The 26849-nt window shown below is 65.0% G+C and carries 26 protein-coding genes and 1 tRNA gene; 15 read left to right on the forward strand and 12 right to left on the reverse strand.

Annotation, left to right across the window (positions count from 1 at the left end):
- Complete coding sequence (locus tag M2336_RS10695; protein ID WP_264572511.1) at positions 1–1002, forward strand: TerC family protein; 1002 nt, start codon at positions 1–3, stop codon at positions 1000–1002.
- An 81-nt stretch (positions 1003–1083) separates the two neighbouring features.
- Positions 1084–1623: a mismatch-specific DNA-glycosylase gene (locus M2336_RS10700; protein ID WP_264572512.1), complete on the forward strand. Its 540-nt coding sequence runs from the start codon at positions 1084–1086 to the stop codon at positions 1621–1623.
- Positions 1624–1683: 60 nt separating this feature from the next.
- On the opposite strand, the gene ilvC is transcribed toward M2336_RS10700, so the two are convergent.
- The 6 genes from ilvC to miaA all read right to left on the reverse strand — a co-directional run bounded on the left by ilvC (position 1684) and on the right by miaA (position 8061).
- Complete coding sequence (ilvC, locus tag M2336_RS10705) at positions 1684–2703, reverse strand: ketol-acid reductoisomerase (protein ID WP_264592983.1); 1020 nt, start codon at positions 2701–2703, stop codon at positions 1684–1686.
- Positions 2704–2859: 156 nt separating this feature from the next.
- Entirely contained in the window at positions 2860–3372 is a 513-nt protein-coding gene (ilvN, locus tag M2336_RS10710) for an acetolactate synthase small subunit (RefSeq protein ID WP_181559290.1), read from the reverse strand.
- Positions 3373–3421: 49 nt separating this feature from the next.
- Positions 3422–3784 carry a hypothetical protein gene (locus tag M2336_RS10715; RefSeq protein WP_264572513.1) on the reverse strand — a complete coding sequence of 121 codons (363 nt, stop codon included), beginning with the start codon at positions 3782–3784 and terminating at the stop codon, positions 3422–3424.
- Positions 3784–5529 (reverse strand): acetolactate synthase 3 large subunit, encoded by a 1746-nt coding sequence (locus M2336_RS10720; RefSeq protein WP_264572514.1) that lies wholly within the window; start codon positions 5527–5529, stop codon positions 3784–3786. The genes M2336_RS10715 and M2336_RS10720 overlap by 1 nt, the downstream gene beginning before the upstream one ends.
- A gap of 243 nt (positions 5530–5772) precedes the next feature.
- A complete protein-coding gene (locus tag M2336_RS10725) occupies positions 5773–6978 on the reverse strand; it encodes a collagen-binding domain-containing protein (RefSeq protein WP_264592984.1) in 1206 nt (401 codons plus the stop codon).
- A 129-nt stretch (positions 6979–7107) separates the two neighbouring features.
- Positions 7108–8061 (reverse strand): tRNA (adenosine(37)-N6)-dimethylallyltransferase MiaA, encoded by a 954-nt coding sequence (gene miaA, locus M2336_RS10730; protein ID WP_264572516.1) that lies wholly within the window; start codon positions 8059–8061, stop codon positions 7108–7110.
- Here miaA and serB point away from each other — a divergent pair.
- The 4 genes from serB (at position 8060) to M2336_RS10750 (ending at position 11776) form a co-directional block, all read left to right on the forward strand.
- Positions 8060–8968 carry a phosphoserine phosphatase SerB gene (gene serB / locus M2336_RS10735; protein ID WP_264572517.1) on the forward strand — a complete coding sequence of 303 codons (909 nt, stop codon included), beginning with the start codon at positions 8060–8062 and terminating at the stop codon, positions 8966–8968. The genes miaA and serB overlap by 2 nt on opposite strands.
- Positions 8969–9063: 95 nt before the next feature.
- Positions 9064–9771 carry a ParA family protein gene (locus M2336_RS10740; protein WP_264574857.1) on the forward strand — a complete coding sequence of 236 codons (708 nt, stop codon included), beginning with the start codon at positions 9064–9066 and terminating at the stop codon, positions 9769–9771.
- A 14-nt stretch (positions 9772–9785) separates the two neighbouring features.
- Positions 9786–10325, forward strand: a complete 540-nt coding sequence (locus tag M2336_RS10745; RefSeq protein WP_264572518.1) for a hypothetical protein — start codon at positions 9786–9788, stop codon at positions 10323–10325.
- A gap of 5 nt (positions 10326–10330) precedes the next feature.
- Positions 10331–11776 (forward strand): SPOR domain-containing protein, encoded by a 1446-nt coding sequence (locus tag M2336_RS10750; RefSeq protein WP_264572519.1) that lies wholly within the window; start codon positions 10331–10333, stop codon positions 11774–11776.
- Positions 11777–11797: 21 nt separating this feature from the next.
- Here the strand turns inward: M2336_RS10750 and M2336_RS10755 are convergent, their stop codons facing one another.
- Genes M2336_RS10755 through M2336_RS10775 form a run of 5 tightly spaced genes read right to left on the reverse strand, consistent with a single transcriptional unit; the run spans position 11798 to position 15937 of the window.
- On the reverse strand, positions 11798–13021 hold the full coding sequence (locus tag M2336_RS10755) for a dihydroorotase (protein WP_264572520.1): 1224 nt from the start codon (positions 13019–13021) through the stop codon (positions 11798–11800).
- Positions 13012–14001, reverse strand: a complete 990-nt coding sequence (locus M2336_RS10760; protein ID WP_264572521.1) for an aspartate carbamoyltransferase catalytic subunit — start codon at positions 13999–14001, stop codon at positions 13012–13014. Before M2336_RS10760 ends, M2336_RS10755 begins: the two co-directional genes overlap by 10 nt.
- Before the next feature lie 49 nt (positions 14002–14050).
- Positions 14051–14341: a DUF1294 domain-containing protein gene (locus M2336_RS10765; protein ID WP_264572522.1), complete on the reverse strand. Its 291-nt coding sequence runs from the start codon at positions 14339–14341 to the stop codon at positions 14051–14053.
- 7 nt (positions 14342–14348) lie between these two features.
- A complete protein-coding gene (gene ruvX / locus M2336_RS10770; protein WP_181561379.1) occupies positions 14349–14825 on the reverse strand; it encodes a Holliday junction resolvase RuvX in 477 nt (158 codons plus the stop codon).
- Positions 14825–15937 carry a DUF3089 domain-containing protein gene (locus M2336_RS10775; RefSeq protein WP_264572523.1) on the reverse strand — a complete coding sequence of 371 codons (1113 nt, stop codon included), beginning with the start codon at positions 15935–15937 and terminating at the stop codon, positions 14825–14827. Before M2336_RS10775 ends, ruvX begins: the two co-directional genes overlap by 1 nt.
- A 180-nt stretch (positions 15938–16117) precedes the next feature.
- Between M2336_RS10775 and M2336_RS10780 the strand changes: the two genes are divergently transcribed.
- From M2336_RS10780 to gatB, 4 genes are all read left to right on the forward strand, one after another.
- On the forward strand, positions 16118–17935 hold the full coding sequence (locus M2336_RS10780; RefSeq protein WP_264572524.1) for a DUF4153 domain-containing protein: 1818 nt from the start codon (positions 16118–16120) through the stop codon (positions 17933–17935).
- Between the two features lie 33 nt (positions 17936–17968).
- The gene (gatC, locus tag M2336_RS10785) at positions 17969–18256 is read left to right on the forward strand and encodes an Asp-tRNA(Asn)/Glu-tRNA(Gln) amidotransferase subunit GatC (protein ID WP_264572525.1); all 288 of its coding nucleotides are present in this window, start codon (positions 17969–17971) and stop codon (positions 18254–18256) included.
- A 121-nt stretch (positions 18257–18377) separates the two neighbouring features.
- Positions 18378–19859 (forward strand): Asp-tRNA(Asn)/Glu-tRNA(Gln) amidotransferase subunit GatA, encoded by a 1482-nt coding sequence (gatA, locus tag M2336_RS10790; protein WP_264572526.1) that lies wholly within the window; start codon positions 18378–18380, stop codon positions 19857–19859.
- Positions 19860–19955: 96 nt separating this feature from the next.
- Complete coding sequence (gene gatB / locus M2336_RS10795) at positions 19956–21458, forward strand: Asp-tRNA(Asn)/Glu-tRNA(Gln) amidotransferase subunit GatB (RefSeq protein WP_264572527.1); 1503 nt, start codon at positions 19956–19958, stop codon at positions 21456–21458.
- Between the two features lie 58 nt (positions 21459–21516).
- Here gatB and M2336_RS10800 read toward each other — a convergent pair whose 3' ends face one another.
- Complete coding sequence (locus M2336_RS10800; protein WP_264572528.1) at positions 21517–21708, reverse strand: hypothetical protein; 192 nt, start codon at positions 21706–21708, stop codon at positions 21517–21519.
- A 130-nt stretch (positions 21709–21838) separates the two neighbouring features.
- Between M2336_RS10800 and M2336_RS10805 the strand changes: the two genes are divergently transcribed.
- The 5 genes from M2336_RS10805 (at position 21839) to clpP (ending at position 26659) form a co-directional block, all read left to right on the forward strand.
- A tRNA-Leu gene (locus M2336_RS10805) sits at positions 21839–21923 on the forward strand.
- Positions 21924–21991: 68 nt separating this feature from the next.
- Positions 21992–23578 (forward strand): trigger factor, encoded by a 1587-nt coding sequence (gene tig, locus M2336_RS10810; protein ID WP_264572529.1) that lies wholly within the window; start codon positions 21992–21994, stop codon positions 23576–23578.
- 174 nt (positions 23579–23752) lie between these two features.
- Positions 23753–24715: a glycosyltransferase family 2 protein gene (locus M2336_RS10815; protein WP_264572530.1), complete on the forward strand. Its 963-nt coding sequence runs from the start codon at positions 23753–23755 to the stop codon at positions 24713–24715.
- Between the two features lie 96 nt (positions 24716–24811).
- Complete coding sequence (locus tag M2336_RS10820) at positions 24812–25969, forward strand: acyltransferase family protein (RefSeq protein WP_264572531.1); 1158 nt, start codon at positions 24812–24814, stop codon at positions 25967–25969.
- Positions 25970–26026: 57 nt separating this feature from the next.
- Entirely contained in the window at positions 26027–26659 is a 633-nt protein-coding gene (clpP, locus tag M2336_RS10825) for an ATP-dependent Clp endopeptidase proteolytic subunit ClpP (RefSeq protein ID WP_181559305.1), read from the forward strand.
- Positions 26660–26849 lie beyond the last annotated feature (190 nt).

The raw sequence follows: 26849 nt of genomic DNA on the forward strand, positions 1-26849 counted from the left end.
ATGGAATTTCTGGATATTCTCTGGCTCGGCAAGCCGGCCTGGATGTGGCTCATGTTCATGGGCCTCGTGCTGGCGCTGCTGGTCTTCGATCTGGGCGTGCTGCACAAGGAGGAGAAGGAAATCGGTGTGCGCGAGAGCCTCGCCATGTCCGCCTTCTACATTACGCTCGGTCTGGCCTTTGGGGGCTGGATCTGGTGGCAGCTTGGCCCGACGGCGGGCCTGAATTACGTCACGGGCTTCGTGGTCGAGAAGAGCCTGGCGATGGATAATGTCTTCGTCATCGCGATGATCTTCACCTATTTCGGCATTCCGCGCCTGTACCAGCACCGCGTGCTGTTCTGGGGCATTCTCGGCGTCATCGTGCTGCGGGCGCTCATGATCGGCTTCGGCGCCGCCGCTGTGCAGCGTTGGGACTGGGTGCTTTACGTCTTTGCGGCCTTCCTTATCTTCACCGGCATCAAGATGTGGCGCAATGCCGAAGCCGAATATGAGGTTGGCAAGTCGCCGGTCCTGCGGTGGGTTAAGCGCCGCTTCCGGGTGACGGAAGAACTGCACGGCAATCACTTCTGGGTGAAGCTGCCCGATGGCGCGACCGGGCGGACGGTCCGTTACATGACGCCGCTGTTCCTGGCGCTGCTGATGGTCGAGTTCGTCGACGTGGTGTTCGCGGTAGACTCGGTGCCGGCGATCTTCGCGATCACCACCGATCCATTCATCGTCTACACCTCGAACATCTTCGCCATTCTGGGCCTGCGTGCGCTGTATTTCGCCCTGGCGGCGATGGTGCATCGCTTCCATTACCTCAAATATGCGCTCAGCCTGTTGCTGGTGTTCATCGGCTCCAAGATCGTCCTAGCCGATGCGCTCGGCATCGCCAAGATCCCGCCGGTGGTGTCGCTCAGCGTCACCTTCGTCATTCTGGCGGGCGGCGTATTCTACTCCTTGTGGAAGACGCGCGGCGAGCCGGTGGTGGAGCCCAATCCGAGCATTACGAACGCGTGATGCGAACCAAAAACGCTTCTCCGCATGACGGGGAGGCGTTTTTGGTCTTATACCCCCTCAGCGCACGCTTACATGAGAGCCATGACGCTACTGCCGAGATCAGGTCCGTTACCGGATGACTTCACCGTGTCGGACCTGTTGGCACCGGGCTTGCGGCTGGTCTTCTGCGGCACGGCGCTCGGGCGCCAGTCGGCGCAGGCGCGGGCTTATTATGCCAATCCGACCAATTTGTTCTGGCGCACGCTGCATCAGGTCGGGCTGACGCCGGAGCGGTTCTCGCCGTGCGATTATCCGCGATTGCTGGATCTGGGCATCGGCCTCACCGATCTTTCCAAAGGTCATTTCGGCAATGATGCCGAGCTGCCGGCCGACGCGCTGGATGGGGCGGTGCTGCGCGAAAAAATGCTGCGCTATCAGCCCGCTGTCCTCGCCTTCACCAGCAAGACCGGCGCCAGCCGTCTGCTCGATCGCCCGACGGGCCGGATCGCGCTGGGCGAACAGAGCGAGCGCATTGGGACGACGCGGCTGTTCGTGCTGCCTTCGCCATCCGGCTCGGCGCGGCGCTATTGGAATATCGCGCCATGGCAGGCGCTGGCCGATCTGGTGAATGGCAGCGCGTAACAGAAAGGGCGGCGAACCAACGGTCCGCCGCCCCATATCTGGACTAATGCCGGAAAAGGCTCAGTTCTTGGCCTGATCCACCAGCTTGTTGGCGCCGATCCAGGGCATCATGGCGCGCAGCTGGGCGCCGGTCTGCTCGATCGGGTGGGCGGCAGCGGCCTTGCGGCTGGCCTTCAGCTCCGGCTGGCCGGCGCGGTTGTCGAGCACGAAGTTCTTGACGAAGCGGCCGGACTGGATGTCTTCCAGCACCTTCTTCATCTCCCACTTGGTCTCTTCGGTGATGATGCGCGGACCGGTGGTGATGTCGCCATATTCGGCCGTGTTGGAGATCGAGTAGCGCATGTTAGCGATGCCGCCCTCATACATCAGGTCAACGATCAGCTTCACCTCGTGAAGGCACTCGAAATAGGCCATTTCCGGCGCGTAACCGGCTTCCACCAGCGTCTCGAAACCGGCCTGGATGAGGTGGGTCAAGCCACCGCACAGCACAGCCTGCTCGCCGAAAAGGTCGGTCTCGCACTCTTCTTTGAAGTTGGTCTCGATGATGCCCGAGCGACCGCCACCGACGCCCGAGGCGTAGGAGAGGGCGATGTCATGGGCATTGCCGGTCGCGTCCTGATGGATGGCGATGAGGCACGGCACGCCGCCGCCCTTCACATATTCGCCGCGCACGGTGTGGCCCGGACCCTTGGGCGCGATCATGATGACGTCGACATCTGCCGGCGGCTCGATGAGGCCGAAGTGGACGTTGAGGCCGTGCGCGAACGCCAGCGCGGCGCCGGGTCGGAGATTGCCCTTGATGTCGTTCTCGTAGATGGCGGCCTGATGCTCGTCGGGCGCGAGGATCATCAGCACGTCGGCCCACTTGGCAGCATCCGCATTCGCGAGCACCTTGAAGCCGGCGCCTTCCGCCTTGGTAGCCGAGGGCGAGCCGGGACGCAGCGCGATCGCGACTTCAGCAACGCCCGAATCGCGCAGGTTCTGCGCATGGGCATGGCCCTGGCTGCCATAGCCGAGGATTGCGACCTTCTTGCCCTTGATGAGGCCGATATCGGCATCGCGATCGTAATAAACACGCATTTCCCAGAACCCTTCTCTTTCAGTTCGTCGGGCCGACCTGTGTCGGCATCCATGTAAAAATCTCGTGTCGGCCCCCGCCGGCGGACCGCTCCTGCACCTTTCAGCCGGCAAAGCCAAGCCGGTGTCGCGGTTTTCTGCGGGGTGGACTGGCTAAATTCAGGCGGCGGCGCCCCGCAGCATCCCGACAACGCCGGTGCGGCCCACTTCAACGAGCCCCAGCTCGCGCATCAGGCCGACGAACGTATCGACCTTGCTGCTCGGCCCGGTGATCTCGAAGACGAAGCTCTCCAGCGTGGTGTCGACCACCTTGGCGCGGAACACGTCCGCCAGCCGCAGCGCCTCGATGCGCGCCTCGCCGGTGCCGGCAACCTTCACCAGCGCCAGCTCGCGCTCCACGAACGGGCCGATCTCGGTGAGGTCGGTCACCTTGTGCACCGGCACAAGTCGCTCCAGCTGGGCAATGATCTGGTCGATCACGCGCGGCGGGCCATTGGTCACGATGGTGATGCGGCTGACCTTATGGTCCGCGCTCACGTCCGCGACGGTCAGGCTCTCGATATTATAGCCGCGTGCCGAAAACAGACCCGCGATCCGCGCGAGAATGCCTGCCTCGTTGGTGACCGTGACGGACAGCACATGGCGTTCGCTGTCCTCCTGGCGGATGTGCATCACTCTTCGTCCTCGTCAAGAAATCGCAATGGGTTCAAAATCGGTTCGGTCAGAGACCGGTTGGATCGTCTGGCGTCCCGGCCGGGCCGTCACTGAGGGGCGGCGCGACCGAGAGCATGCCGGTCATGGCATAATGCCAACCCTCGGGCGTGCGGTGGGCGATACGCACCGGTTCGCCCAGCATCGCATCGAACACCCGGCGCAGCGGCTCTCCAACATAGCGGGGCGATACCAGAACGCTGTCATAATCCTGCTCGTTGAAGTGAAACCGGCTTTCCAGCGTGATCACCCACTCGCCCGCATCCTCGTCGCCATGGTCGCGCGTGGTGCCGAACAGGTCGGCACTCTCATTGTGCCGCTCGAAATCGAACGGCTCGCTGACATGGAGGCGAAGGCGGACGGGCTGGGTCATCAGACCAGTGCCCTGGCCTCGTCGTCCATCGTCCCGGAGACCTGGCTGGGGTCGAGCAGCATGTCGGTATGCGCCGCGCCAGACGGGATCATCGGGAAGCAGTTGGAGAGCTTGGCCACCCGGCAATCGACAATGACCGGACCCGGCGTGTCGATCATCCGGCGGATGCCGGGGATCAGCTCGTCCATCGTCTCGATGCGAATGCCGGCCGCGCCATAGGCTTCGGCCAGCTTCACGAAATCGGGCAGGCTGTCCGAATAGCTGTGCGAATAGCGGCTTTCATAAGTGAGTTCCTGCCATTGGCGGACCATGCCCATATATTCGTTGTTCAGGATGAAGATCTTGACCGGCAGGCGATACTGGATCGCCGTGCCAAGCTCCTGGATGTTCATCTGGATCGAGGCGTCACCGGCCACATCGATCACCAGCGAATCGGGGTTGCCGAGCTGGGCGCCGATTGCGGCCGGGAAGCCATAACCCATGGTGCCGAGCCCGCCCGAGGTGAGCCACTTGTTCGGCTCCTCGAAATGATAGTGCTGGGCCGCCCACATCTGGTGCTGGCCGACTTCGGTCGTGATGATCGTGTCGCGGTCGCGGGTCGCGTTGTAAAGCTCGGCGATGGCCCGCTGCGGCATGATCTCCGCGCCGGTCTCGACATAGTCGAGGCTCTTGCGTGCGCGCCACTCGTCGATCTGCGACCACCAGCCGCTGTAATCGGGCTTCTTGAAGCCGCGCGCCTTCAGGCCCGCGATGATCGCCTCGATCGCGCGGCCGACATCGGCGACAACGGGCACGTCCACCGGCACGATCTTGTTGATCGAGCCGCGGTCGATGTCGACATGGATCTTCTTGCTGAGCGGGGCGAACGCATCCAGCCGGCCGGTCACACGGTCATCGAACCGCGAACCCAGCGCGAGAATGAGATCGGCCTTGTTCATCGCGAAATTGGCTTCGTAGGTGCCATGCATCCCCAGCATGCCCAGCCATTGCGACGAGGAGGCGGGGTAGGCGCCCAGGCCCATGAGCGTCGAGGTGACCGGTGCGCCGAGCATGTCGGCCAGCGCCCGCAGGGCTTCGCTGGCTGCGGGACCGGAGTTGATGACGCCGCCGCCCGTGTAGAGGACTGGCTGCTTGGCATCGAGAATGAGCGCAATGGCCTTGTCGATCATCTCCGCGTCCGGCTCGGTTTGCGGCCGGTAGCTGGGATGGGCATTCAGCGAGGGCTTCTCATAGGCGGCGGTGGCAACCTGCACGTCCTTGGGAATATCGATCACGACCGGGCCGGGGCGGCCGGAGGTCGCGATGTGGAACGCCTCGTGCACCGTCGCGGCCAGATCGGCCGGGCTCTTCACCAGATAATTATGCTTGGTGCAGTGGCGGGTGAGGCCGACGGTATCGGCTTCCTGGAACGCATCCGTGCCGATCAGCGTCGTCGGCACCTGCCCGGTGATGACGACCATCGGGATGGAATCCATCAGCGCGTCGGTGATGCCGGTGATCGCGTTGGTCGCGCCGGGGCCGGATGTGACGAGCACGACGCCGGGCTTGCCGGTCGAACGAGCATAGCCCTCGGCGGCGTGGGCCGCAGCCTGCTCGTGGCGGACGAGAATGTGCTGGATCTTCGGGTGATCGTAGATCGTGTCATAGATCGGCAGCACCGCGCCGCCGGGATAGCCGAACACGGTGTCGACCCCCAGATCGAGCAGGCATTGAACCAGAATGTCGGCGCCGCTTCTCTCGGCCACGGGAAACTCCTTGAAAACCATTAGCAGCGCCCTTGGTCGAAAGGAGCTGCCCTGACAAGGTTGGTGCCTCTATGGATTATAAAATGCCGTGTCAAATCAATATTGAGTAATAAAATTACAATAATGGAAAAATCTGCAACATTTTATTGAGCGGGCATGCTCCCGCCAGCGTCCCAAATGGAAACGGCGCCGACCGAAGTCAGCGCCGTTCCAGCTTTTCAAGGATGATGAAGATCGTGGCCGTCAGGCGAAGGCGACGGTCTTCGCGCGGCGACGCATCGCCAGACCGGTCAGGCCCAGGCCCATGATCATCATCGCCCAGGTGGAAGGCTCGGGCACGGGCACCAGATTGAGGTTGCCGTTGAAGGTGCCGAGGTGGATCTCGCCGCCATTGCCATCAGTATAGCGCCCGACCACGACCGAACCTTCGATCGGGGTGTGGATCAGCAGGCTGGCGCTGGGCGCCAGGACCGAGCCATAAAAGATGTTGCCGGAGAAGTTGAGCGTCTCCGCGTTCACGAAGTTCCAGATGACCTGCTGGTTGTTCGCCTGGTTGGCGCCGTTGGAGTTGAAGCCCAGGTTCACATCGGTGCCGAACACATTGATGATGACCGGCGTCGTGCCCGAGAAGTTGTACTTCAGGCTGTTGATCGATGCGAAGTCGGCCGCATTGAAGGAGAACAGCGCATAGCCGGCGCCATTATCCACGGCGTTCAGCGTCATGGCCGTGCCGGTGATGTCGAAGCCGCTCGGGTTGCTCGCCATGTTGAGCGAGGCGAGCGCGGTCGAGAGCGCGCGCACATCGTCGGAGACCTTGGTCACGGTCGCCGTGATGGGTGCCGAGACCGAGGCCGCATAGCCGGAATTGCCGGAGTCGAGATTGAAGTTGCGCGTGCCGCCGTTGAAATTGCCCGACGCCGTGCCGCCGACATTCAGCGTGCCGCCACTCTGGTTGATCGTCCCGCCGGAGAAGCTGCCGCCGATCGTATAGACGTCGCCATTGCCGATGTTGGGATTGCTGCCCGTGAAGTTGCCGCCAACCGTCACGGTGCGGGGCGTCGAGTTCATCGTCAGCCAGCTGTTGCTGACATTGCCGGCGACCGAGGCACTGCCGCCGCTGGCGATGGTGCCGACGCCGCCATTGGATCCGTTATGCACCTTGATGTCGGCATTGGAGATATTGCCGCCTACTGTCAGAACGGGAATACCGGCATTCTTTGTCTGGCCCTGGCTCGAATTGCCGATGCCGACTTGGCTCGCGCCGGTCAGGTTTCCGCCGACCAGCATTTTGCCCTCGACATCATGCTTCAGGTTCACGTCACCCAGCACGATGAGATTATAGTTCTTGAGCGCTTCAAGGCCCGCAGCGGCATCGCCGGATGCGAGGGCGGGGGCGCTGGCAAACGCGGCGAGGCCGAGCGCGATGGCAAGGGACGAACGCTTGAGCATGAAACAGGTCTCCGTCGGTGCGGGATGGCGAAAGATGAACGGCCTTTATACCATTTGTCAGAGCGTTGAAGCGTTCATCTTGTACGTCGAAAGCCGTGTCCGGTTTTGGTACAGACGAGCAGGTGGCCGTTAATGGCCCTCCGGCGCGATGCTGTTGAAGTCTTCAATGATCACCGCAGCCTGCGGATCGATGGTCGTCCAGCCGGCTTGCCGGCCCCGAGTCCAGGTCCGCTGCCGCTTCTGATAGGCGATGGTCTGCTGGAGGATGGCCGCCCGTGCCGTCGCCAGGTCGATTTGGCCCGCCAACATCGCGGCGAGTTCCCGAACGCCGAGTGCGCGCAGCACCGGTCGATCTTGCGGAATGTCACGGCGAACGAGCGCTTTGACCTCCTCGATGGCGCCATGCGCGAGCATGAGGTCCAGCCGTTGCTCGGCGCGTTCGGCGAGCACCTCGCGCGGGAGCATCACCACCGCGCCGTGAATGCGCATGTGTCCCGCAAGGCCGCCTTCGCGCCGGGCCTGCCATTGGGGGAGCGGCGTCCCGGTCGAGCGGACGACCTCCAGCGCGCGCGCGACGCGCGAGGTATCCGCCAGATTGAGTCGCCCTGCGCTGATTGGGTCTTCCAGTTCCAGCGCGGCATAGCTTTGCGCCACCGGCAGCGCGCGCACGGCCTCGCGGATCGCGGGGTCGATCGCCGGCACCGGTGCGATGCCATGCAGCAGCGTGTGCAGATAAAGCCCGGTGCCGCCCACGAGAATGGCCGGAACACCCTTTGCATGGGCGGCGTCGATTTCCGCCTTGGCCTCCTGCGCCCAGCGCGCGGCCGAGCAATCCTCCATGCCGTCGATATGGCCGAAGAGGCGGTGCGGGGCTTGCGCGAGATCCTCCTCGGGCGGGCGGGCGGTCAGCACATTGAGGTCCGCATAGACCTGGCTGGCATCGGCATTGATGATGATGCCGCCCGTCGCCCGCGCGAGCCGCATTGCGACTGCGCTCTTGCCGCTGGCGGTCGGCCCGGCAATAAGCGCGACCGGCGGCCGCTCCCGGTCGCGCATTTCGGGCAGGGAATCAGGATCAGGCATGGCTGGCGGCATTTCGGACGGACGGGACATGATTGCGACCTTAGTCGCGCATGACGGACTTGGGCAGGGGGACGTGACCGCCGCGCGCGATGCGCTGGCGCAGGCGGGTCTCGATGTCGCCGCGCCGGTCTGGATCGAGGCGGGTGAGGCTGTGGACCTGCCGTTCGCCGGCGACCGGGCCGTTGCGCGCGCGGCGCTGGAAGCGCTGGCGCCGCCCGCCGACCTGTTCGTGCTCGCGGCGGCGAACCGCGACTGCCGTCTGTTCGTGGCGGATATGGATTCGACGATGATCACCGTCGAGTGCATCGACGAGCTGGCCGATTATGCAGGGCTCAAGGACGAGATCGCGGCGGTCACAGAGCGAGCAATGCGCGGGGAACTGGATTTCGCGCAGGCGCTGACCGGGCGGGTCGCGCTGCTCAAGGGTCTGGACGCGACCATGATCGATCGCTGCCGTGCCGAGCGGGTGCGGCTGATGCCTGGCGCCCGGGCCCTGGTGCAGACCCTGCGGTCGCGCGGCGCACGCACGATCCTGGTGTCCGGCGGCTTCGTGCCGTTCGCGCAGCCGGTCGCGCAGGAGATCGGGTTCGATGTCGCCATTGCCAACACCCTGCACATCGCGGACGGCAAGCTTGCCGGCACGGTCGGCGAACCGATTGTCGATGCCGCACGCAAGCGCGCCGAACTGCTCGGGGCGGCGCAACAGGGCGGATTGGCGCCCGCGCAGTCCATCGCCATCGGTGACGGCGCGAACGATATTCCGATGATCGAGGCGGCCGGGCTAGGCGTTGCCTACCATGCCAAGCCCAAGACGCGCGCCGCTGCCGATGCCGCCATCGAGCGGGGTGACCTCAGCGTTCTGCTGCATGCTTTGGGCATCGCTCGGGCGCAGTGGGTGACGGGTTAGCCCTGTCTCTCCTGCGGCCGGCAGCGCACTTAACCGAATCTTAGAGGGAAGCGTGAGATTTCCTTGCCCGATCCATGATCGAGCGGGGGAATGTCGTGCGGATATTGGCGCTAGCATCTCAGAAGGGCGGTTCGGGAAAGACCACGCTATCTGGCCATCTTGCGGTTCAGGCGCAGCGCGCTGGCGCGGGGCCGGTCGTCCTTATCGATATCGATCCGCAGGGTTCGCTCTCCGATTGGTGGAACGAGCGCAGCGACGATTATCCCGCCTTTGCCCAGACAAGCGTCGCGCGTCTCGCCGGCGATCTTGAGGCGCTGCGCCAGCAAGGGTTCAAGCTGGCGGTCATCGATACGCCGCCCGCCATTACCATGGCCATTCAGAGCGTCATCGGCGTCGCCGAGCTGATCGTGGTGCCGACCCGGCCCAGCCCCCACGATCTGCGTGCCGTGGGCGCGACGGTCGACCTGTGCGAGCGCGCCGGCAAGCCGCTTATCTTCGTGGTCAATGCGGCAACGCCGCGGGCGCGCATCACCTCGGAAGCCGCGATTGCGCTTTCGCAGCACGGCACGGTGGCACCGGTCACCATTCACCAGCGCACCGATTTTGCCTCCTCGATGATCGATGGGCGCACGGTGATGGACTTCGATCCCAAGGGACGCTCGGCGCAGGAGGTCGAGCAGCTCTGGAGCTATGTGGCCGATCGGCTCGAGCGGAATTTCCGGCGGACAGTGTTTTCGCCCAGCCATGTCGCAGCGGCGATGTCGCGCCAGACCGGCTTCGGGCGTCGGGTGGTGCAGGGATGAATCGCGATAATTCCATGACCGAGCCGCGCCCTGCGGCATCGCTGACCGCGAGCCTGCTCGCGCGGCGGGGCACTGCGCGCCCGGCCATGCGTCGCCCGGCGGTGCCGGGTCTTTCGACCGCCCCGACCGTCCATGATGACCTTGGCTGGAATGACATGGGGGAGGGCGCTGCCCCCCACATGCTAGCGTCGGCCAACGGGACGGACGCTGCGGTGCCGATCAACGCCAATGTGTCCGTGGCTGAGAGCGACCCGGCGCCGGTCTCCCCGGCCAAGCAGCAGATGCTGGCTCTCGCCGAGCAAATCAGCCTGCGCGTCACGCCGCCGAAAGTCCCTTCCAAGCGCCCGGCCAGTCTGGCGGGCGTCGGCCGCAAGGCGGCGTTCACGCTGCGGATCGATAGCGAGAGGCACCTGCGCCTGCGCCTGCTGAGCGCGGTCTCGAAGCGCTCCGCCCAGCAGCTTCTCATCGAGGCGCTGGATCAGATGATTGCCGCCGACGCGCATGTGCAGGCGCTCGCCGAAGAGATTGAATCCAGCTCGGGACTGGAGGCGTGAAGCATATGGCGCGCTCCGTAAAAATGCCTTTGCTGCTGGTGACGGTGGCGCTCTCCAGCGTGACGCTGGGCGGCTGCGCACAGCTGGGTCTCCAGTCCCATAGCGCGCGCGCGACGCCCTCGGTTGCGCAACTTTCGCCCAAGATCGAGTCAGCGCTCGCGGATCGCAAGTTCGCCCGCGCGCTCGACCTTGCCGAGGCGCTGGTCGCCGCCGACCCGGCTACTGCAGGCCATCGCGTCTTGCTGGGCCGTGCCTATCTCGCCAATGGCCGCTATCGCTCGGCACAGGCGGCGTTTACGGACGCCATGGCGCTGGGCAACAGCGATGTCCGCACGATCATCAGCCTGGCCTTGTGCGAGACCGCGCTGGGCAATGACAGCACGGCCCAGGCTTTGCTCGCCGACAACGCTGCCACGCTGCCCGCCTCGGACTATGGTCTCGCCATGGCCATGGCTGGCGACGTGCAGGAGGGCGTGCGCGCGCTCGTTTACGCCGCGCGCCAACCCGACGCCTCGGCACAGACACGACAGAACCTCGCCTTTGCCTTGGCGCTGGGTGGCGCCTGGGGGCAGGCACGGCTGATCGCCGGGCAGGATCTGTCCTCCAAAGAGGCCGAGCAGCGCATCGGGCGCTGGTCTCAGGCCGTGGCGCAGGCTGAACCCGGCGCGCGGGTGGCTGCCCTGACTGGGGTTGCGCCCCGTGCCGACGATGCCGGGATGCCGTCTCGCCTCGCGCTGCGCAGCTTCGAGCTTCCCGCCGTTGCGGAACGGGCACCTCCAAAGGACGTCGCCCCGTCGCCGGCGAAGACGGCTGAAGCGGCTGCACCTGCGGCAGCGGCCGATGCTGAGCGCGCAGCATCCGCCGTTCAATCGGTCGCGATCCCGCCCTCGAGCCGGTCCTCAGACCCGGCTGGTCCGGCAAAAGCCGATTCTCCCATCGCGTCCCCGGCGAACGCGCCCTACGGCGCGCCGTCCGCCGAAATCCTCTCAGCAGCGCCTTTACTGGTCCTGGAGCCAGCGCCAAGGGCGCCCGACATCGCTCAGATGGCCTTTGCGCCGGCTGCATCCAGCCCGTCGATGGGGGTGAAGATCGCCGCCGCGTCTCGCGCGGTGCCGGTCCTGCCGGCCAGGCCGGGTCGCGCTTCGGGCGACTGGGTGATCCAACTCGGCGCCTTCGACAGCGCAACGATGGCGCGAGTGAAGTGGCAGGATATGCGCCGCAACCCGCATCTGGCTGGCTATCGCGAGATCGTTGCCGCCGCGAGCGTCAATGGGCGCACCTTCCATCGCGTGGCGGTGGGTGGCTTTGCCAGCCGGGGCGCGGCCGGTTCCCTGTGCCAAACTTTGCGCGGCGAGGGGCAGGCTTGTTACGTGCGCCGCGATGACAGCAATGCATCGCGCATGGCGCGCGCTGGCGCCCCGGCCGGCGGGTCGCAATTCGCATCGCGGTGATGGGGCCGGTGGGCGATCCGCTCAGCGGATCACGCCGCCTTTCATGATCATCCGCGCCCGGCCCTGAACCGGCAGCTTGTCGAACGGCGTATTGCCGGCCGCTGCTGCCATTTTGGCCGAATCGACGATCCAGGGTGTGTCAGGTGCGATGAGGATGAGGTCCGCCGGCGCGCCCGGCGCCAGCCGTCCCGCATCGAGGCCGAGGATCGCGGCGGGATTGGCCGCGAGCAGGGCCATCATCCGGGTTTCGGTCATCTTGCCTTCACGCACCAGATTGAGCGCGAGCGGGAGCAGTGTCTCGGCGCCGGCGATGCCGGGCAGGGCGTCCGCGAAGGGCAGGCGCTTGTCTTCCGGGCCGCGCGGATCGTGGCCCGAGCACAGCACGTCGACGGTGCCATCCGCGACCGCCTCGATCGTGGCAAGCCGGTCCCGCTCATCGCGCAGTGGCGGGGAGAGGCGTGCGAAGGTGCGGAAATCGCTCACCGCCGCATCGTTGAGGAAGAGGTAGGAGGGGCTGGTGCCGCAGGTCACCTTCAACCCTTCGGCCTTGGCCGCGCGAATGAGCGCGAAGCCGGCCGCAGTGGTGACGAGGCGGACATGCAGGCGTGCGCCCGCCTCCCGCGCCAGCGCGATATCCCGCGCAATGGCCATCGCTTCGGCGCTGGCGGGGGCGCTGGGCAGGCCGAGGCGCGAGGCCGTTTCGCCATCCGTCGCCACGGCATTGGCCGTCAGGCCGCCATCCTCGGCATGGGTAATGACCACCAGGTCGAGCGCAGCGGCATAATGCAGGACGCGCAGCATCACGCCCGAGTCGGCTATCCAGCGCCGGCCGGTCGCGATGGCGCGGGCGCCAGCAGACTTCATCAGCGCCATTTCCGCCAGTTCGCGCCCCTCCAGCCCGCGCGTCGCGGCGCCGAGCGGATGTACCCAGAAGTCCGGCTTGCCGGCCCGAGCGGCGTGCTGGATCAGCCCCGGCTCATCGAGAACGGGCGACTGGTCCGGCATCAGCGCGGCGCGGGTGATGCCGGCGAAGTGGAAGGCCGGCTTGTCGGTGCGGAACACGCCCAGATCGATGATGCCCGGCGCGAGGATCATGCCCTTGGCATCGACGATTTCGGCGCCGTCAGGCACCTTTACCACGCCGACCGCTGCGATCGCCGCGTCTTCAACGAGCAGCGTGCCTTCGGAGAGGGCGCTGGCGGTCGGATCGCACAGGCGTGCGTTGATGATCGCGGTCAGGCCCATCCTTCGACTCCCCGGGCTGTGCGGGTGAGGACATCGAGGCAGGCCATGCGCATAGCGACCCCCATCTCGACCTGCTCGGTGATCGCCGAGCGATCCGGATCGTCGGCCACGCTGCTGACAATTTCCACGCCTCGGTTCATCGGGCCGGGGTGCATGATGATCGCGTCCGGCTTGGCGCGCTTCAGCCGCTCGGGCGTGAGACCATAGAGCGCGTGAAATTCGCGGGCCGAGGGGATGAAGGCCCCGTCCATCCGCTCATTCTGAATGCGCAGCATCATCACCACATCCGCACCTTCCAGCGCGGCGTTGAAGTCATGGAACGGTGTAACCCGATAGCGTTCCACCGCAGGCGGCATCAGCGTCGGCGGCGCACACACCCGCACTTGCGCGCCCAAGGCCGTGAGGCAGAGCATGTTGGAGCGGGCGACACGACTGTGGAGAATATCGCCGCATATCGTGACGATCAGCCCCTCGAAGCTGCCTTTGCGCCGCCTTATGGTCAGCGCGTCGAGCAGCGCCTGCGTCGGGTGCTCGTGGCGGCCATCGCCGGCATTGAGCACGGGGCAATCCACCATGTCGGCGATCAACTGCACGGCGCCCGAACTCATATGACGGATCACCATCACGTCGGCGCGCATCGAGTTGAGCGTCACGGCGGTATCGATGAGCGTCTCGCCCTTCTTCACGCTCGATTGGGCGGCGTGCATGTTCACCACGTCCGCGCCCAGCCGCTTGCCCGCAACCTCGAAGGAGAGCAGCGTGCGCGTGCTGTTCTCGAAGAAGGCGTTCATCTGCGTGAGGCCGGCGAGGCGCCCATCATGCTTGCGGCTGCCGGCACGGTTGAGCGAGGCCCATTGCTCGGCTTCATCCAGCAAAAAGCGGATTTCATGCGGCGCCAGATTGGCGATTCCCACCAGATGCCGGTGCGGGAAATTGTCCCGGCCGATGAGGCCGGTGGCGGGAGAGGGCGATATTGTCATTAAAGCGCCTCGTTAGTGGAGCGGCGGGGCGGACTCAAGCGCTGATGTATCAGCTCGGGGTTGTCCAGGCATTGAGATCGAGCAGGATGATGAGCGCGCACTGGGCGGCGGCGATGAGGAACAGCGCGCGGGAGAAGTCCCGCTTGCGGGTCTTGTGCCGGAAAAGTCGCATGGCGAGCCAGGCGCCAATCGTCCCGCCGATCGCCGCCAGGGTCAGCAGATCGCGCTCGCGCATGCGCGGTCCCCCGGCAATGGCGCGCTGCTTGTCATGGCGGAAGGCGGCGAGGGTGATGAGGTTGATCAGCACCAGCCAGCCCCAGATGATGTGCGTTTCCGTCATGCGCCGGTCAGCCCATCGTCAGGCCGTCAATGGCCCCCTGCAGGATGAGGGCGGCGGCGTGGGCGTCGATCTTTTCAGCGCGCTTGGCCCGGCTCATGTCCTGCGCGATCATCGCCCGTTCGGCCGCGACGGTCGACCAGCGCTCATCCCAGAGCAGCACCGGCAGGCCGAGCACCGCGATGTTGCGGGCAAAGGCGCGGGCGGCCTGGCTACGCGGACTTTCGCTGCCATCCATGTTGAGCGGCAGGCCGATAACGAGGCCCTTGACCGACTGCTGGGCGATGAACTGGGCGAGCACATCCCGGTCCTTGCTGAACTTGCCGCGCTTGTGCGTGTGCGCGGGGCTGGCAATGCTCCAGCCGGCATCGCACAGGGCAAGGCCGATGGTCTGGGTGCCAAGGTCCATACCGAGCAGGCGTCCACCCGCCGGCAGCGCCTGCGCGAAGGACGCCTTGTCGAGCGTGATCAGCGTTTCCCCGACCATCAGCGGTGCCATGCCGCCAGTCGGCCGAGCGCATCGGCACGGATGTTCGCCCAGAACAGGGGATAGTCGTAGACGTGGTAATTGTTGCCCGGGAGCACGAAGGTGCCGAGCTTGGGCGCGCTGTCCAGCATCAGGAAGCCACGGCCAGCGCAGCGCGCGCCGATCTCGCCGGGCGTGAGCAGCACGGTCGACGCCGCCTCGCCATCACCGCGCAGCACGCCCAGATTGGCATCGCCCGGCGCATCGGGCGCCGCGCCGCCATTGAGCGGATTGGTGCACAGCATGGCCGACCCGGCGCGCGATTGGCCGTCCAGTCCGCGCTCGCGGTCGAACGACGCTTCCACGGCTGACGTGTCTGCCGGCGCGGCAAAGCTCTGCCAGCTCAGCACGCAGCCGGTCGTGCCCGGCCCCGTGCAGGCGGGCAGGCCGAGAGCGGGCAGATCATGCTCTACGGAGACTGGCCAGCCGACGACATAGGCCGCGACCAGCCGCGCCTTGAGTGCAGTGTTGCCCGCTTCCTCATGGAGCAGCCGCAGCAGGTGGCGACTGCCCTGACTGTGCGCGGCAAGGATGATCGGCCCTTGCGGATTGGCGGCGAGGAACTGTGCGAAGGCGGCCTTCACGTCCGCATAGGCTCGCTCAAGCGCCAGCGCGGCGTCCGCCTTTTCGGTGAGGAAGGCACCGAACACGGCCTGCCGGTAGCGCGGCGCCCAGATATCGCCCGCCGCTGCGAAAGCGCTGGCCTGAATGCGCACGAACCGCGCGGCCTGCGCTTTTGCGATGCGGTCGTTGATCGGCGCGTTCCAGTGGAGCGTTTCGAACGAGCTGGTGGGGTGGACGAAGAAGATCGCCGCTTTCTGGGCTGGGACCGCCTCTGCGAGTTTCGCGGCCGGTTGCCAGCGGGCAGGGTCGTCGCGGCGCCCGTCCGGCCGGCTGATCCATCCATCGCCACCTGAATAGAAATTCGCGGGCAGGGCAGGCGGTTCGCTGAACCCGACATGCGGCACCAGCGCGCTCTGCATCAGCCGGGGGCCGAAGAAGGAGAAGGCGATCATTCCCGCGATTGCCAGGGCTGTGAAAAACGCGACGACATACAGGAACTTCCGGGCCAAAGGGGCACGACTCCATCTCTGTGGCAAGCTGGGCAGTGGCATGGCTCATGCCCGCTTGGGTTGCGCGAGGCAAGCGAAGGCAGCAGGCGAAGCTCCAACAGGCGAAGGTCCAATTTGCCTTGCGAGCGGATCGTGATAGGTCGGACCGGTTCAGGAACGGACGCGGCGGGGAGCAGGATGATGGCCAGCAACGCATCGACGGCGCAGACGGTATGGCCGCTGCGCACCTGGGTGCTGTGTGTGCTCGGCGCGCTTGTCGGTCTGGCGATCGACCGGTTTTCCGATCCCGCGCCCATCGAGCCCGAGTTTCTGCGGCGGGTGATCGCGGCGCTGCCCATGTTCCTTTCGACCGCCGCGCTCGCCTTTGGCCTCAGTTGGCGCCGGCGGCGACCGGTCGCGGCTCTTGTCGTGGCACTGATCTGCGGCCTCATTGGCGGCGGCGTCTTCCTGTGGAACGGGGTGCCCGGCCACGGATCGAGCGTCGATCTCTGGCATCTCGTCTGCGGCGCCATCGCGGCGGCTGCGCTGCTGGTGCTGTTTCAGGCAGCGCAGGACCGCAGTCTGGCCGGTGGCGCGCCCTCTGCGCCGGCCGGTGTGTTGCCGCGCGCCGTACGGGCCTGGTCGCGCCAGGCCATCCATTATGAGGATGTTCACGGCCATTTGTGGACGAATGCGCTGCTGATCGGCGCAAGCGCGCTGTTCATGCTGCTCAGCTTCGGCATCGCCCATTTGCTGGCGCAGATGTTCATGCTGGTGAAGCTCCCGTTCCTGCGCGATGCCCTGCGCGAGTCTGCGGTGGTCGCCATGCTGTGCGGTGCCGCCTTCGGTGCGGCGCTCGGGCTGTTGCAGGATCGCGGGGCGATCATCGCCGCCTTGCAGCGCGTGGCCATGCTGGTGCTGCGCGTGCTGGCGCCGGTGGTGGCGCTGGCGATCGGCATCTTCCTGGCGGCCTTGCCTGTTACCGGCCTGGCGCCGCTCTGGGCGACGGGCGGCACGACGCCGATCATGCTGGCCGGAGCGGTGCTGGCGCTGTTTCTCGCCAATGCGGTGGTGGGCGACACGGCACTTGAGGAAACCCGCTCGGTGTTGCTGGGCGCCAGCGCGGCGGCGCTCGGCCTGTTCCTGCTGCCGATGGTGGGTATAGCGGTCTTCTCCTCGGGCCTGCGCATCCATCAGCATGGCCTGACGCCGGAGCGGCTGTGGGCGCTGGCCTTTCTGGCCGTGGCGAGCATCACCGCCATTGCCTATGCCGTCGCCATCCTCGGTGCACGCGGCTGGTTTGCGCGGCTGCGGCGGACCAATCGCATGCTCGTATTCGTGATCGCCGGTATTGCGCTACTGCTCTCCACGCCGATCTTCGGCTTCGAGCGGATCGCGACTGCGCACCAGCTCCAGCGCCTCGCGGGCGGGCAGGTGGCGCCGGACAAGTTCGATTACCGTGCCTTGTGGTTCGATTTCGGGCCGGAGGGGCGTGCCGCGATTCGACGGCTGGCGAGTGGCTCGGCCGACGCGACGATCCGCCGTCATGCCGCCGAGACGATGAAGCTGACCGACCGCTGGGCTGTGCCGCCTATGGTCGTCGCCGCGCGCAGTGGCGAATTGCTGGACGAGCGGCTGACGATCCTGCCCATCCCGGTCGAATTGCCGCCAGCGCTGCGCAAGCGGCTGCTGCAATATGATGCCTGCGAGGAGGCCGGCCCGTGCCTGTTGCATTATGTACCGGGCGAGGATCTGGCGATCGTTGTGAAGCTGCCCGCTCCGGAATGCGGCGATTGTGCCCCAACCGTGCGCCTCATCCGGCAGGAGAATGGCGAATGGAGCAATGAGAGCCGCTATCTTGCCCAAGGCGATGCCGCTCGCCGGCTCGTCGCGCAGATCCGCGCCGGCGCCGTGGACCTCCGCCCCGTGATGGCGCGACAGCTCTACATCGGTGGCGAACCGGTCGGCGAACCGCTGTCGACGGCCGCCAATGGGGCCGAAACGGCGGAAGCGCCTTGATGACCGCCGGAGCCAGTGCTAGCGCGCGCTCCCATGAGCGTAGACCTGACAACCGTAAAAAAGATCGCCAGCCTCGCGCGCCTCGCTGTCAGCGAGGATGAAGCGCAGGCGTTGGTGCCCGAACTCAACGGCATTCTCCACTGGGTGGAGCAGCTGGGCGAAGTGGACGTGACCGGCGTCGAGCCGATGACCGCCGTCATCCCCAACACGCTGCGCCTGCGCGAGGACGCCGTGACCGACGGCAATGTCCGCGACAAGGTGCTGGCCAATGCGCCTCAGGCCGAACATGGCTTTTTCGCGGTGCCGAAGGTGATCGAATGATGACGGGACGGCATCATTCGATCATCCCGGACAGCCGCGTAGCGGCGACCGATCCGGGATCCAGAAACGAGAGACTCAACAAGCAGCCCTTCGACAAGCTCAGGGCGAACGGAGCGGGATCGTGACCGATCTGACCAACTTCACTGTCGCGCAGATCCGCGATGGCTTCCGTGCCGGCGAGTTCTCCGCGCGGGAAGTCGCCGAGGCGTTTAACGCCAACGTCGCCGCCGCCAAGGCGCTCAACGCCTTCATCGTCGAGACGCCCGAGCATGCGCTGGCTGCTGCCGATCAGGCGGACAAGGACCGCGCCGCCGGTACGCTCAAGCCGCTTTCCGGCGTGCCCATCGGCATGAAGGACCTGTTCTGCACCGAGGGCGTGCAGACGACCGCCGCCAGCCACATGCTGGAAGGCTTCACGCCGACCTACGAGTCCACCGTCTCGCGGAAGCTGTGGGATGCCGGCGCAGGCATGCTCGGCAAGCTCAATCTCGATCAGTTCGCCATGGGCTCTTCCAACGAGACGAGCTATTTCGGCAATGTGATCTCGCCCTGGCGGCGCAATGACGGCAGCAATGCCGCGCTGGCGCCGGGCGGTTCCTCGGGCGGCAGCTCGGCGGCGATTGCCGCGCGGCTCTGCCCGGCGGCGACGGGCACGGATACCGGCGGGTCGATCCGCCAGCCTGCGGCCTTCACCGGCATTTCCGGCATCAAGCCGACCTATGGCCGCTGCTCGCGCTGGGGCATCATCGCCTTTGCCAGCTCGCTCGATCAGGCCGGGCCGATGGCGCAGGACGTGCGCGACTGCGCGATCCTGCTCGAGAATATGGCCGGCTTTGACGCGAAGGACTCCACTTCGCTCGACCTGCCAGTGCCGCAGTGGGAAGCGGGATTGTCCAGCGATCTCAAGGGCAAGCGCATCGGTATTCCCAAGGAGTATCGCGTCGAGGGTCTCGATGCCGATGTGGCGCGGGTGTGGGATGATGGCATTGCCTGGCTGAAGGATGCCGGCGCCGAGATCGTCGAGGTCTCGCTCCCGCACAGCAAATATGCCCTGCCGGCTTATTACATCATCGCTCCGGCGGAAGCCTCGTCCAATCTCGCGCGCTATGATGGCGTGCGCTATGGCCTGCGCGATCTGCCCGATGGCGCAAACCTGCAGGACATGTATGCCGCGACCCGCGCCGCCGGTTTCGGCCCCGAGGTCAAGCGCCGCATCATCATCGGCACCTATGTGCTCTCGGCGGGCTTCTACGACGCTTATTACACGCAAGCGCAGAAGGTGCGGGCGCTGATCGCGCAGGATTTCGCCAAGGCTTTCGAGGCCTGCGACGTCATCCTTGCGCCCACCGCGCCCAGCGCGGCCTTCGGTCTCGGCGAGAATGTCGACGATCCGCTGAAAATGTATCTGAACGACGTGTTCGCGGTGCCGGCCTCGCTGGCGGGTCTCCCCGCCATGTCCGTGCCCGGCGGGCTCAGTAAGGACGGGCTGCCGCTCGGCCTGCAGATCATCGGCCCGGCCTTCAATGAGCAATCCGTGCTGAATGCCGGCTTTGCCATCGAGCAACGGGCGGGCTTCACCGCCCGGCCTGAGGCGTGGTGGTAAGTGTTTCGTGCTCCTGCGCAGGCAGGAGCCCAGGGCAGCCAAGGGCTGCACTCCCCTGGATTCCTGCCTTCGCGGGAATACTGTAAGGACTGAAGAATGACTGAGACGAGCTATCGCATTCGTGGCGCCACCGGGGACTGGGAGGTCGTCATCGGCCTTGAGGTTCACGCGCAGGTGGTGAGCCAGGCCAAGCTGTTCTCCGGTGCGGCGACGGCCTTCGGCGCGGAGCCGAACACGCAGGTGAGCCTTGTCGATGCCGCGATGCCCGGCATGCTGCCGGTGCCCAATCGCGAGTGCATCCGTCAGGCAGTGCGCACCGGCCTTGCGATCAATGCGCAGATCAACAAGTGGAGCCGGTTCGACCGGAAGAATTATTTCTATGCGGACTTGCCGCAGGGCTACCAGATTTCCCAGCTTTATCATCCGCTTGTCGGCGAAGGTTCGCTGACGATCGAAGCCGACGAGAAGGCCGGCATTCCCGCCGACAAGGCCATTGGCATCGAGCGCATCCATGTCGAGCAGGATGCCGGCAAGCTGATGCACGATCAGCACCCGACGCGCTCCTATGTCGATCTCAATCGTTCGGGTGTGGCGCTGATGGAAATCGTCAGCCGCCCGGACATGCGCTCGCCTGCCGAGGCCGGGGCCTATCTGCGCAAGCTGCGGGCGATCCTGCGCTATGTCGGCTCGTGCGATGGCAATATGGAGGAGGGCTCCATGCGCGCGGACGTGAACGTCTCCGTGCGCAAGTTCGGCGAGGAATTCGGCACGCGGACCGAGACGAAGAACGTCAATTCCGTGCGCTTCGTCATGCAGACCATCGAATATGAAGCCCAGCGGCAGGTCGACGTAATCGAAGGCGGCGGGCGGATCGTGCAGGAAACGCGCCTGTTCAATCCGGACACCGGCACGACGCGGTCGATGCGCTCCAAGGAAGACGCGCATGATTATCGCTACTTCCCTGACCCGGACCTGCTCCCGCTGGTGCTGGAGGACAGCTTCATCGAGGATTGCCGGCACTCGCTGCCCGAACTGCCGGATGCCAAGCGCACCCGCTATGTCGAGGTGCTGGGGCTCTCCGAGTACAACGCCCGCGTGCTGACCGCGGAGGCGGAAACGGCCCGCTGGTTCGAGGCTCTGCTCGCGGAAAGCGCGCGCATCCAGAAGAAGAGCGAGGGTGAGGTGGCCAAGGCCAGCGCCAACTGGCTGCTCTCCGAGCTTTACGGTGCGCTCAATCGCCTCGGCAAGACGCTGGAAGACAGCCCGGTCAACCCCGAGCGCGGCGCGGAATTGCTCGCCTTGGTGGCCGATGGCACGATTTCGGGTAGCATCGCCAAGCAGGTGTTCGAGATCATGCTCGAAACCGGCGAAGCGCCTGCCGAGATTGTCGAGACGCGCGGTCTCAAGCAGACCACGGATACTGGTGCGATCGAGGCGGTCGTCGCGAAGATTCTCGCGGACAATGCTGATAAGGTCGAACAGTATAAGGCCGGGAAGGAAGCGCTGTTCGGATTCTTCGTCGGTCAGACGATGAAGGCCATGCAGGGCAAGGCCAATCCGCAGATGGTCAACGAACTGATCAAGAAGGCACTGGGCTGATCGCATCCCGGCCGCGCCTCCATTAGGCGGGCCGGGATGCTGAGATCAGTAGCTCAGATCAGTCTGGCGGCGGCGCGATGGTCGGCAGTTCGTCGGGACCGCGGCCGGGCTCGTCAATATTGGGCGTTTCTGGCGCGATTTCCGGCGGTTCGCGAAACGGCGTCTCGTCCGGCGATTCCATGGGCGGAAGCTCGTCAGGTGACTGCGGGGTGATGGTATCGGGGGGCGGAATTTCCGGCTGGCTGGCCATGGCTTTGCGTCCTTTCGTTTGCTCTTTTCAACGGGCGGGGTGAGGGATCGTTCCGGATCGACACGGCAAGGCGCGCACAGCCTTGCCCTTTCCCAGGCTTTGCACTATGGCCCGCCGACCGGCGACCGATGCGGGCGTGGCGAAACTGGTAGACGCGCCAGATTTAGGTTCTGGTATCGCAAGATGTGGGGGTTCGAGTCCCTTCGCCCGCACCAGTTGCGCAGCCTAGCCCCGGTCGTTCCAAGAGATTTCATCCTAGCCTGGAAAGCGTCGAGTTAGAGATATGCAGATTGTCGAGACATTGAATGAGGGCCTCAAGCGCGCCTATACGCTGACCGTCACGGCCAAGGACATCGACGCCCGCGTCGAAGAGGAAGTGAAGTCGATTGCGCCGCAGGTGCGGATGCCCGGTTTCCGGCCCGGCAAGGTGCCTGCCAACCTCGTCCGCAAGATGCACGGCCCGGCCCTGCAGCGCGAGGCGCTGGACAAGTCCATCCGTGAGGGCGTCGAGAAGGTCATCGCCGAGAACAGGCTGCGTCCCGCGATGCAGCCGAGCGTCGAGCTGACGGCCGATTATGAGGACGGCAAGGATGCCGAGGTCAAGGTCGCTCTGGAAATCCTGCCGGAGGTTCCCGCGCCCAAGATCGAGGGCATCAAGCTGGAGCGGCTCGTCGTCGATGTGACCGACGAGCAGATCGACGAGGCGGTTGGCCGTCTCGCCGCGCAGAGCCAGCGTTATGAGGACGCCCCCAAGACCGCCAAGGCGAAGGAAGGCGATCAGGTCGTCATGGATTTCGTCGGCAAGGTCGACGGCGTGCCGTTCGAGGGCGGCACCGGTTCGGACATGGCGATCGCCATCGGCTCGGGCAATCTGATCCCCGGCTTCGAGGATCAGCTGGTTGGCGTGAAGACCGGCGACGAGAAGACCATCAACGTGACCTTCCCCGCCGAATATGGCTCCAAGGAGCTGGCCGGCAAGGATGCGACGTTCGATCTCGTCATCAAAGCGGTCAAGAACCCCGTCGAGAAGCCCGCTGACGACGAATTTGCCAAGCAGCTCGGTCTCGAGAGCCTCGAGAAGCTGCGCGAGCTGTTCAAGGCGCAGATCGAGCAGGAGCACGGCAATCTGACGCGCACCTACATGAAGCGCCAGTTGCTCGATCAGCTGGCTGCCGGCCATGATTTCGAGGTGCCCCCGGGCATGGTCGAGGCCGAGTTCGGCCAGATCTGGCAGCAGCTTGAGCATGAAGCCGGTCACGAGGAAGATCCCGAGGCGGCGCTCAAGGAAATGGAAGCCGACCGCGACGACTATCGCAAGATTGCCGAGCGTCGCGTCCGTCTGGGCCTGCTTCTCTCTGAGATCGGCCAGGCCAATGGCGTGGAGATCACCCAGGCGGAAATGAACCGCCTCGTGGCCCAGGCTGCCCAGCAATATGCCCCGCAGGACCGCGAGCGCTTTGTCGAATATGTCCGCAACGAGCCGATGGCCGCTGCGCAGCTTCGTGCCCCGCTCTATGAAGACAAGGTCGTCGACTATCTCTTCGAGAAGGCGGATGTGAGCGAGCGCACCGTTGCGCGCGCGGATCTGGAAGCAGCGATCGAGAGCGAAGAGGGCGGTCACGTCCACGGGCCGGATTGCGGCCACGATCACAGCCACGACGCCAAGCCGGCCAAGAAGGCTGCCGCCAAGAAGCCGGCTGCCAAGAAGGCTGATGCCGAGGCAGAAGCCGCTCCGGCTGAAGAGGCCAAGGCGCCTGCCAAGAAGGCTCCGGCCAAGAAAGCCGCTGCTGCCAAGGCGGACGAGGGCGACGCGGCTGAGAAGCCGGCCAAGAAGCCCGCTGCCAAGAAGGCCAAGGCTGCCGAGGCCTGAGACCTGACTGCAGATAGCATGAACTGATCAGAAGCGAGCCGGAGCGGGGTACCGTTCCGGCTCGCTTTTTCTTTGGATGCAACGCGCCGGACGAGTGCAGAAGGCGCCGCAGGGCGCTGGGGCCGCAAAAGACCATTGCAACCATGCGATCTGTTGCCATAAGCCCGCAGTCCCATGCATCCAGACCCGTCCAGCCCGATGACAGGCGTGCGCATCGCCGTCCTGCTGCCTTGTTATAACGAGGCGGTCGCCATCGGGCAGACCGTCACCGCGTTCGCGCAGGCCTTGCCGCAGGCGGCCATCTACGTGTTCGACAATAACAGCTCCGATGACAGCGTCGCCGTCGCGCGCGCCGCCGGGGCGATCGTCCACAGCGTGCGGCAGCAAGGGAAGGGCCATGTCGTGCGGCGGATGTTCGCGGACGTCGATGCGGACATCTACGTGCTCGCCGATGGCGATGCGACCTATGATGCGAGCGCGGCGCCGGCGCTGGTCAGCGCGATGCTGGACGGGCCGCTCGACATGGTCGTCGGCGCCCGCAAGTCTAAGGTAGAGGCGGCTTACCGTCCGGGGCACCGGCTCGGCAATCTGCTGCTCACCGGGCTGCTGAGGCAGCTTTTCGGGCGCAGTTTCACCGATATTCTCTCAGGCTATCGGGTGTTCTCCCGGCGGTTCGTCAAGAGCTTCCCGATCCTCTCGGAAGGCTTCGAGATCGAGACGGAGATGTCCGTTCATGCGCTCGAACTACGCATGCCGGTGGGCGAGGTGATGACGGCCTATGCGGCGCGGGCGGAAGGTTCGCTCTCCAAGCTCAACACCTTCCGCGACGGCTGGCGCATCCTGCGCACGATGATCCAGCTCTATCGCGTGGAGCGGCCCTTGTGGTTCTTCGGTTTCATTGCGCTGGTGATCGCGCTGGTTGCCGGGCTGATGGGCGTGCCGGTCATCCTGACCTATCTGGAGACGGGGCTTGTGCCCCGCTTCCCGACCCTCATCACCATCGTGGGGATGGGCGTTCTGTCCGCCCTGTGTCTGCTTACCGGCCTCATCCTCGATACGGTGACGCGCGGCCGGCAGGAAATGAAGCGCCTTGCCTATCTGGCGCATACCGCGCCGGGGATGTCAGCGCGCCGCTGAGAAGCAAAGGGCCGGTTGCGCTTCCGAAAATGAAGGTGAACGGGTTTGTCTAGCCGCCACGGCGCGCGCTAGGGAAGCCCAAAGGGGCAGCACTATATGGATTTGACGAAGGCCAAGCACCGCTATGTCGCGCTCGATAGCCTGCGGGGTGTGTGCGCCTGCATGGTGGTGATGCTCCACTTTCAGACGCAGGGGCGCATTTCCGCGTTACCTATAATCCAGCATGGCTTTCTGTTCGTCGATTTCTTCTTTGTCCTGTCCGGTTTTGTGATCGGCTCCAGCTATGGTGAGAGGCTGCGCGAAGGCTTTTCCGTGCCGCGGTTCATGGCGTTGCGGCTTGGGCGCATCTACCCGCTCCACATCGTCATGCTCATGGTCTTTCTGGCTTTTGAGATTGTGTTCGCTCTTTTTTGGCCGACGCTAGCAAACCGGGAGCCCTTTACCGGCACCCAGTCGGTCGCCGCATTTATCCAGTCGCTGTTCCTGGTTCAGATTTTCTTTGGACCTGATGCGACGCCGTGGAACGGCCCAAGCTGGTCGATTGCTGCGGAACTTTGGACGTACCTTATCTTCGCGCTCCTGCTTCGATATCGTGCGCGCTGGTTGCTGCCGGTCTGCGGGGTGATCGTCATCGGGGCACCGATCTTTCTTGCTCTCAACACCGATCGCTTTCTTAACGTCTTCCACGATGGAGCGCTGGTCCGCTGCCTGTTCGGATTTGCGCTAGGCATGGTGGGCTGGCGGTGCGCCGCTTCAGCTCACGCAATCAGGGTGGCAGGCTGGGTGGACCATCTGATCGAGCTTGTCGTGGTTGCAACTGTCATGATGTTCGTGAGCCTCGCCGGAGCAGGCCCGCTGTCCTTGGCGGCCCCACTGGTTTTCCTCATAAGCGTGCTGGTTTTCGCGCGAGAGAAGGGGATATGCAGCCGCGTCCTCAAACTCGCGCCTTTCGTGCTGCTCGGTACTTTGTCCTACTCGATCTACATGATCCATGGCTTTCTCTATTACCGCTTTTTAAACGGTCTTGCCGTTGCGCAGCGGTTCCTGGGGGTGGATTTGATCGTGCGTGTTGATGGTCACAGTCAGGTTGGAGGCACCGCTTTGTTTGGCGACGGCATGACGTTGCTTTTTGTTGGCATCGTCGTGCTCTGTTCTGTGGTCAGCTATCGGCTTGTAGAGATGCCAGGGCAGCGGTTGGCCCGTCGCTTGGTCAACGGGCGAGATCTGCGTGCGTCACATGGCCCCCCATCTTGAAGTCAGTGCCCAAACGTCCGATGTAGTGGCCGCAGACGGCCAGTAAGAAAGAGAATCATGACCGATAATTTTGATCCGCTCGGGGCACTTGTTCCTATCGTTATCGAACAGTCCAACCGGGGCGAGCGCAGCTTCGATATCTACTCGCGCCTGTTGCGGGAGCGGATCATTTTCGTGACCGGCCAGGTCGAGGATCACATGGCCTCGCTGATCGTTGCCCAGCTGCTGTTTCTGGAATCGGAGAACCCGAAGAAGGACATCTGGATGTACATCAACTCGCCGGGCGGCGTGGTGACCAGCGGCATGGCGATCCACGACACCATGCAATATATCCGCCCCAAGGTCGGGACGGTGTGCATCGGCCAGGCCGCATCGATGGGCAGCTTCCTGCTCGCCGCGGGCGAGCCGGGGATGCGCTTTGCGCTCAGCAACGCGCGGATCATGATCCACCAGCCGTCTGGCGGCGCGCAGGGCATGGCGTCTGATATCGAGATCCAGGCCAAGGAAATCCTTCGTATCCGCCGTCGCCTGAACGATCTGTACGTGAAGTACACCGGCCAGCCGCTGGAGAAGATCGAGGCCGCCATGGATCGCGACACCTTCCTGGAAGCGGAAGAAGCGCTCGCGTTCGGCCTTGTGGACAAGGTGTACGACAAGCGTCCCGGCACCAGCGAAGAAACGCCGGCTTGATAGGGTCGGGCCGGCCGCTCACGCGGTCGGCCTTTGCATCCCGACGGCGCCGTGCATCGTCGCCGGACTTTGGGCTGTGCCGTGGTCGAGTGAGCGGCCAGCTTGTGTCCGCCGTTAAAATCTCTCTGTTCGCAGCCTGACCGGGGCCGGCCAGCATCTCCCATTGCAAAGCCGGACCGGCCCTCCCATC

The sequence above is a fragment of the Sphingobium sp. B1D7B genome (assembly GCF_025961965.1).
In the GTDB taxonomy this organism is placed as follows: Bacteria; Pseudomonadota; Alphaproteobacteria; order Sphingomonadales; family Sphingomonadaceae; genus Sphingobium.

Excerpts from the sequence above, each read along its gene's own strand:
- M2336_RS10695 (WP_264572511.1), top strand. The coding sequence starts at position 1 with ATGGAATTTCTGGATATTCTCTGGCTCGGCAAGCCGGCCTGGATGTGG.
- miaA (WP_264572516.1), bottom strand. The coding sequence starts at position 8,061 with ATGCCTGATCCTGATTCCCTGCCCGAAATGCGCGACCGGGAGCGGCCG.
- ilvC (WP_264592983.1), bottom strand. The coding sequence starts at position 2,703 with ATGCGTGTTTATTACGATCGCGATGCCGATATCGGCCTCATCAAGGGC.
- gatC (WP_264572525.1), top strand. The coding sequence starts at position 17,969 with ATGAGCGTAGACCTGACAACCGTAAAAAAGATCGCCAGCCTCGCGCGC.
- clpP (WP_181559305.1), top strand. The coding sequence starts at position 26,027 with ATGACCGATAATTTTGATCCGCTCGGGGCACTTGTTCCTATCGTTATC.
- gatB (WP_264572527.1), top strand. The coding sequence starts at position 19,956 with ATGACTGAGACGAGCTATCGCATTCGTGGCGCCACCGGGGACTGGGAG.
- tig (WP_264572529.1), top strand. The coding sequence starts at position 21,992 with ATGCAGATTGTCGAGACATTGAATGAGGGCCTCAAGCGCGCCTATACG.
- ilvN (WP_181559290.1), bottom strand. The coding sequence starts at position 3,372 with ATGCACATCCGCCAGGAGGACAGCGAACGCCATGTGCTGTCCGTCACG.
- M2336_RS10815 (WP_264572530.1), top strand. The coding sequence starts at position 23,753 with ATGCATCCAGACCCGTCCAGCCCGATGACAGGCGTGCGCATCGCCGTC.
- M2336_RS10800 (WP_264572528.1), bottom strand. The coding sequence starts at position 21,708 with ATGGCCAGCCAGCCGGAAATTCCGCCCCCCGATACCATCACCCCGCAG.
- M2336_RS10765 (WP_264572522.1), bottom strand. The coding sequence starts at position 14,341 with ATGACGGAAACGCACATCATCTGGGGCTGGCTGGTGCTGATCAACCTC.
- ruvX (WP_181561379.1), bottom strand. The coding sequence starts at position 14,825 with ATGGTCGGGGAAACGCTGATCACGCTCGACAAGGCGTCCTTCGCGCAG.
- M2336_RS10755 (WP_264572520.1), bottom strand. The coding sequence starts at position 13,021 with ATGGGCCTGACCGCGATCATCAACGCACGCCTGTGCGATCCGACCGCC.
- M2336_RS10715 (WP_264572513.1), bottom strand. The coding sequence starts at position 3,784 with ATGACCCAGCCCGTCCGCCTTCGCCTCCATGTCAGCGAGCCGTTCGAT.
- M2336_RS10820 (WP_264572531.1), top strand. The coding sequence starts at position 24,812 with ATGGATTTGACGAAGGCCAAGCACCGCTATGTCGCGCTCGATAGCCTG.
- M2336_RS10750 (WP_264572519.1), top strand. The coding sequence starts at position 10,331 with ATGGCGCGCTCCGTAAAAATGCCTTTGCTGCTGGTGACGGTGGCGCTC.
- M2336_RS10700 (WP_264572512.1), top strand. The coding sequence starts at position 1,084 with ATGACGCTACTGCCGAGATCAGGTCCGTTACCGGATGACTTCACCGTG.
- M2336_RS10760 (WP_264572521.1), bottom strand. The coding sequence starts at position 14,001 with ATGACAATATCGCCCTCTCCCGCCACCGGCCTCATCGGCCGGGACAAT.
- M2336_RS10745 (WP_264572518.1), top strand. The coding sequence starts at position 9,786 with ATGACCGAGCCGCGCCCTGCGGCATCGCTGACCGCGAGCCTGCTCGCG.
- M2336_RS10780 (WP_264572524.1), top strand. The coding sequence starts at position 16,118 with ATGGCCAGCAACGCATCGACGGCGCAGACGGTATGGCCGCTGCGCACC.
- M2336_RS10725 (WP_264592984.1), bottom strand. The coding sequence starts at position 6,978 with ATGCTCAAGCGTTCGTCCCTTGCCATCGCGCTCGGCCTCGCCGCGTTT.
- serB (WP_264572517.1), top strand. The coding sequence starts at position 8,060 with ATGGCTGGCGGCATTTCGGACGGACGGGACATGATTGCGACCTTAGTC.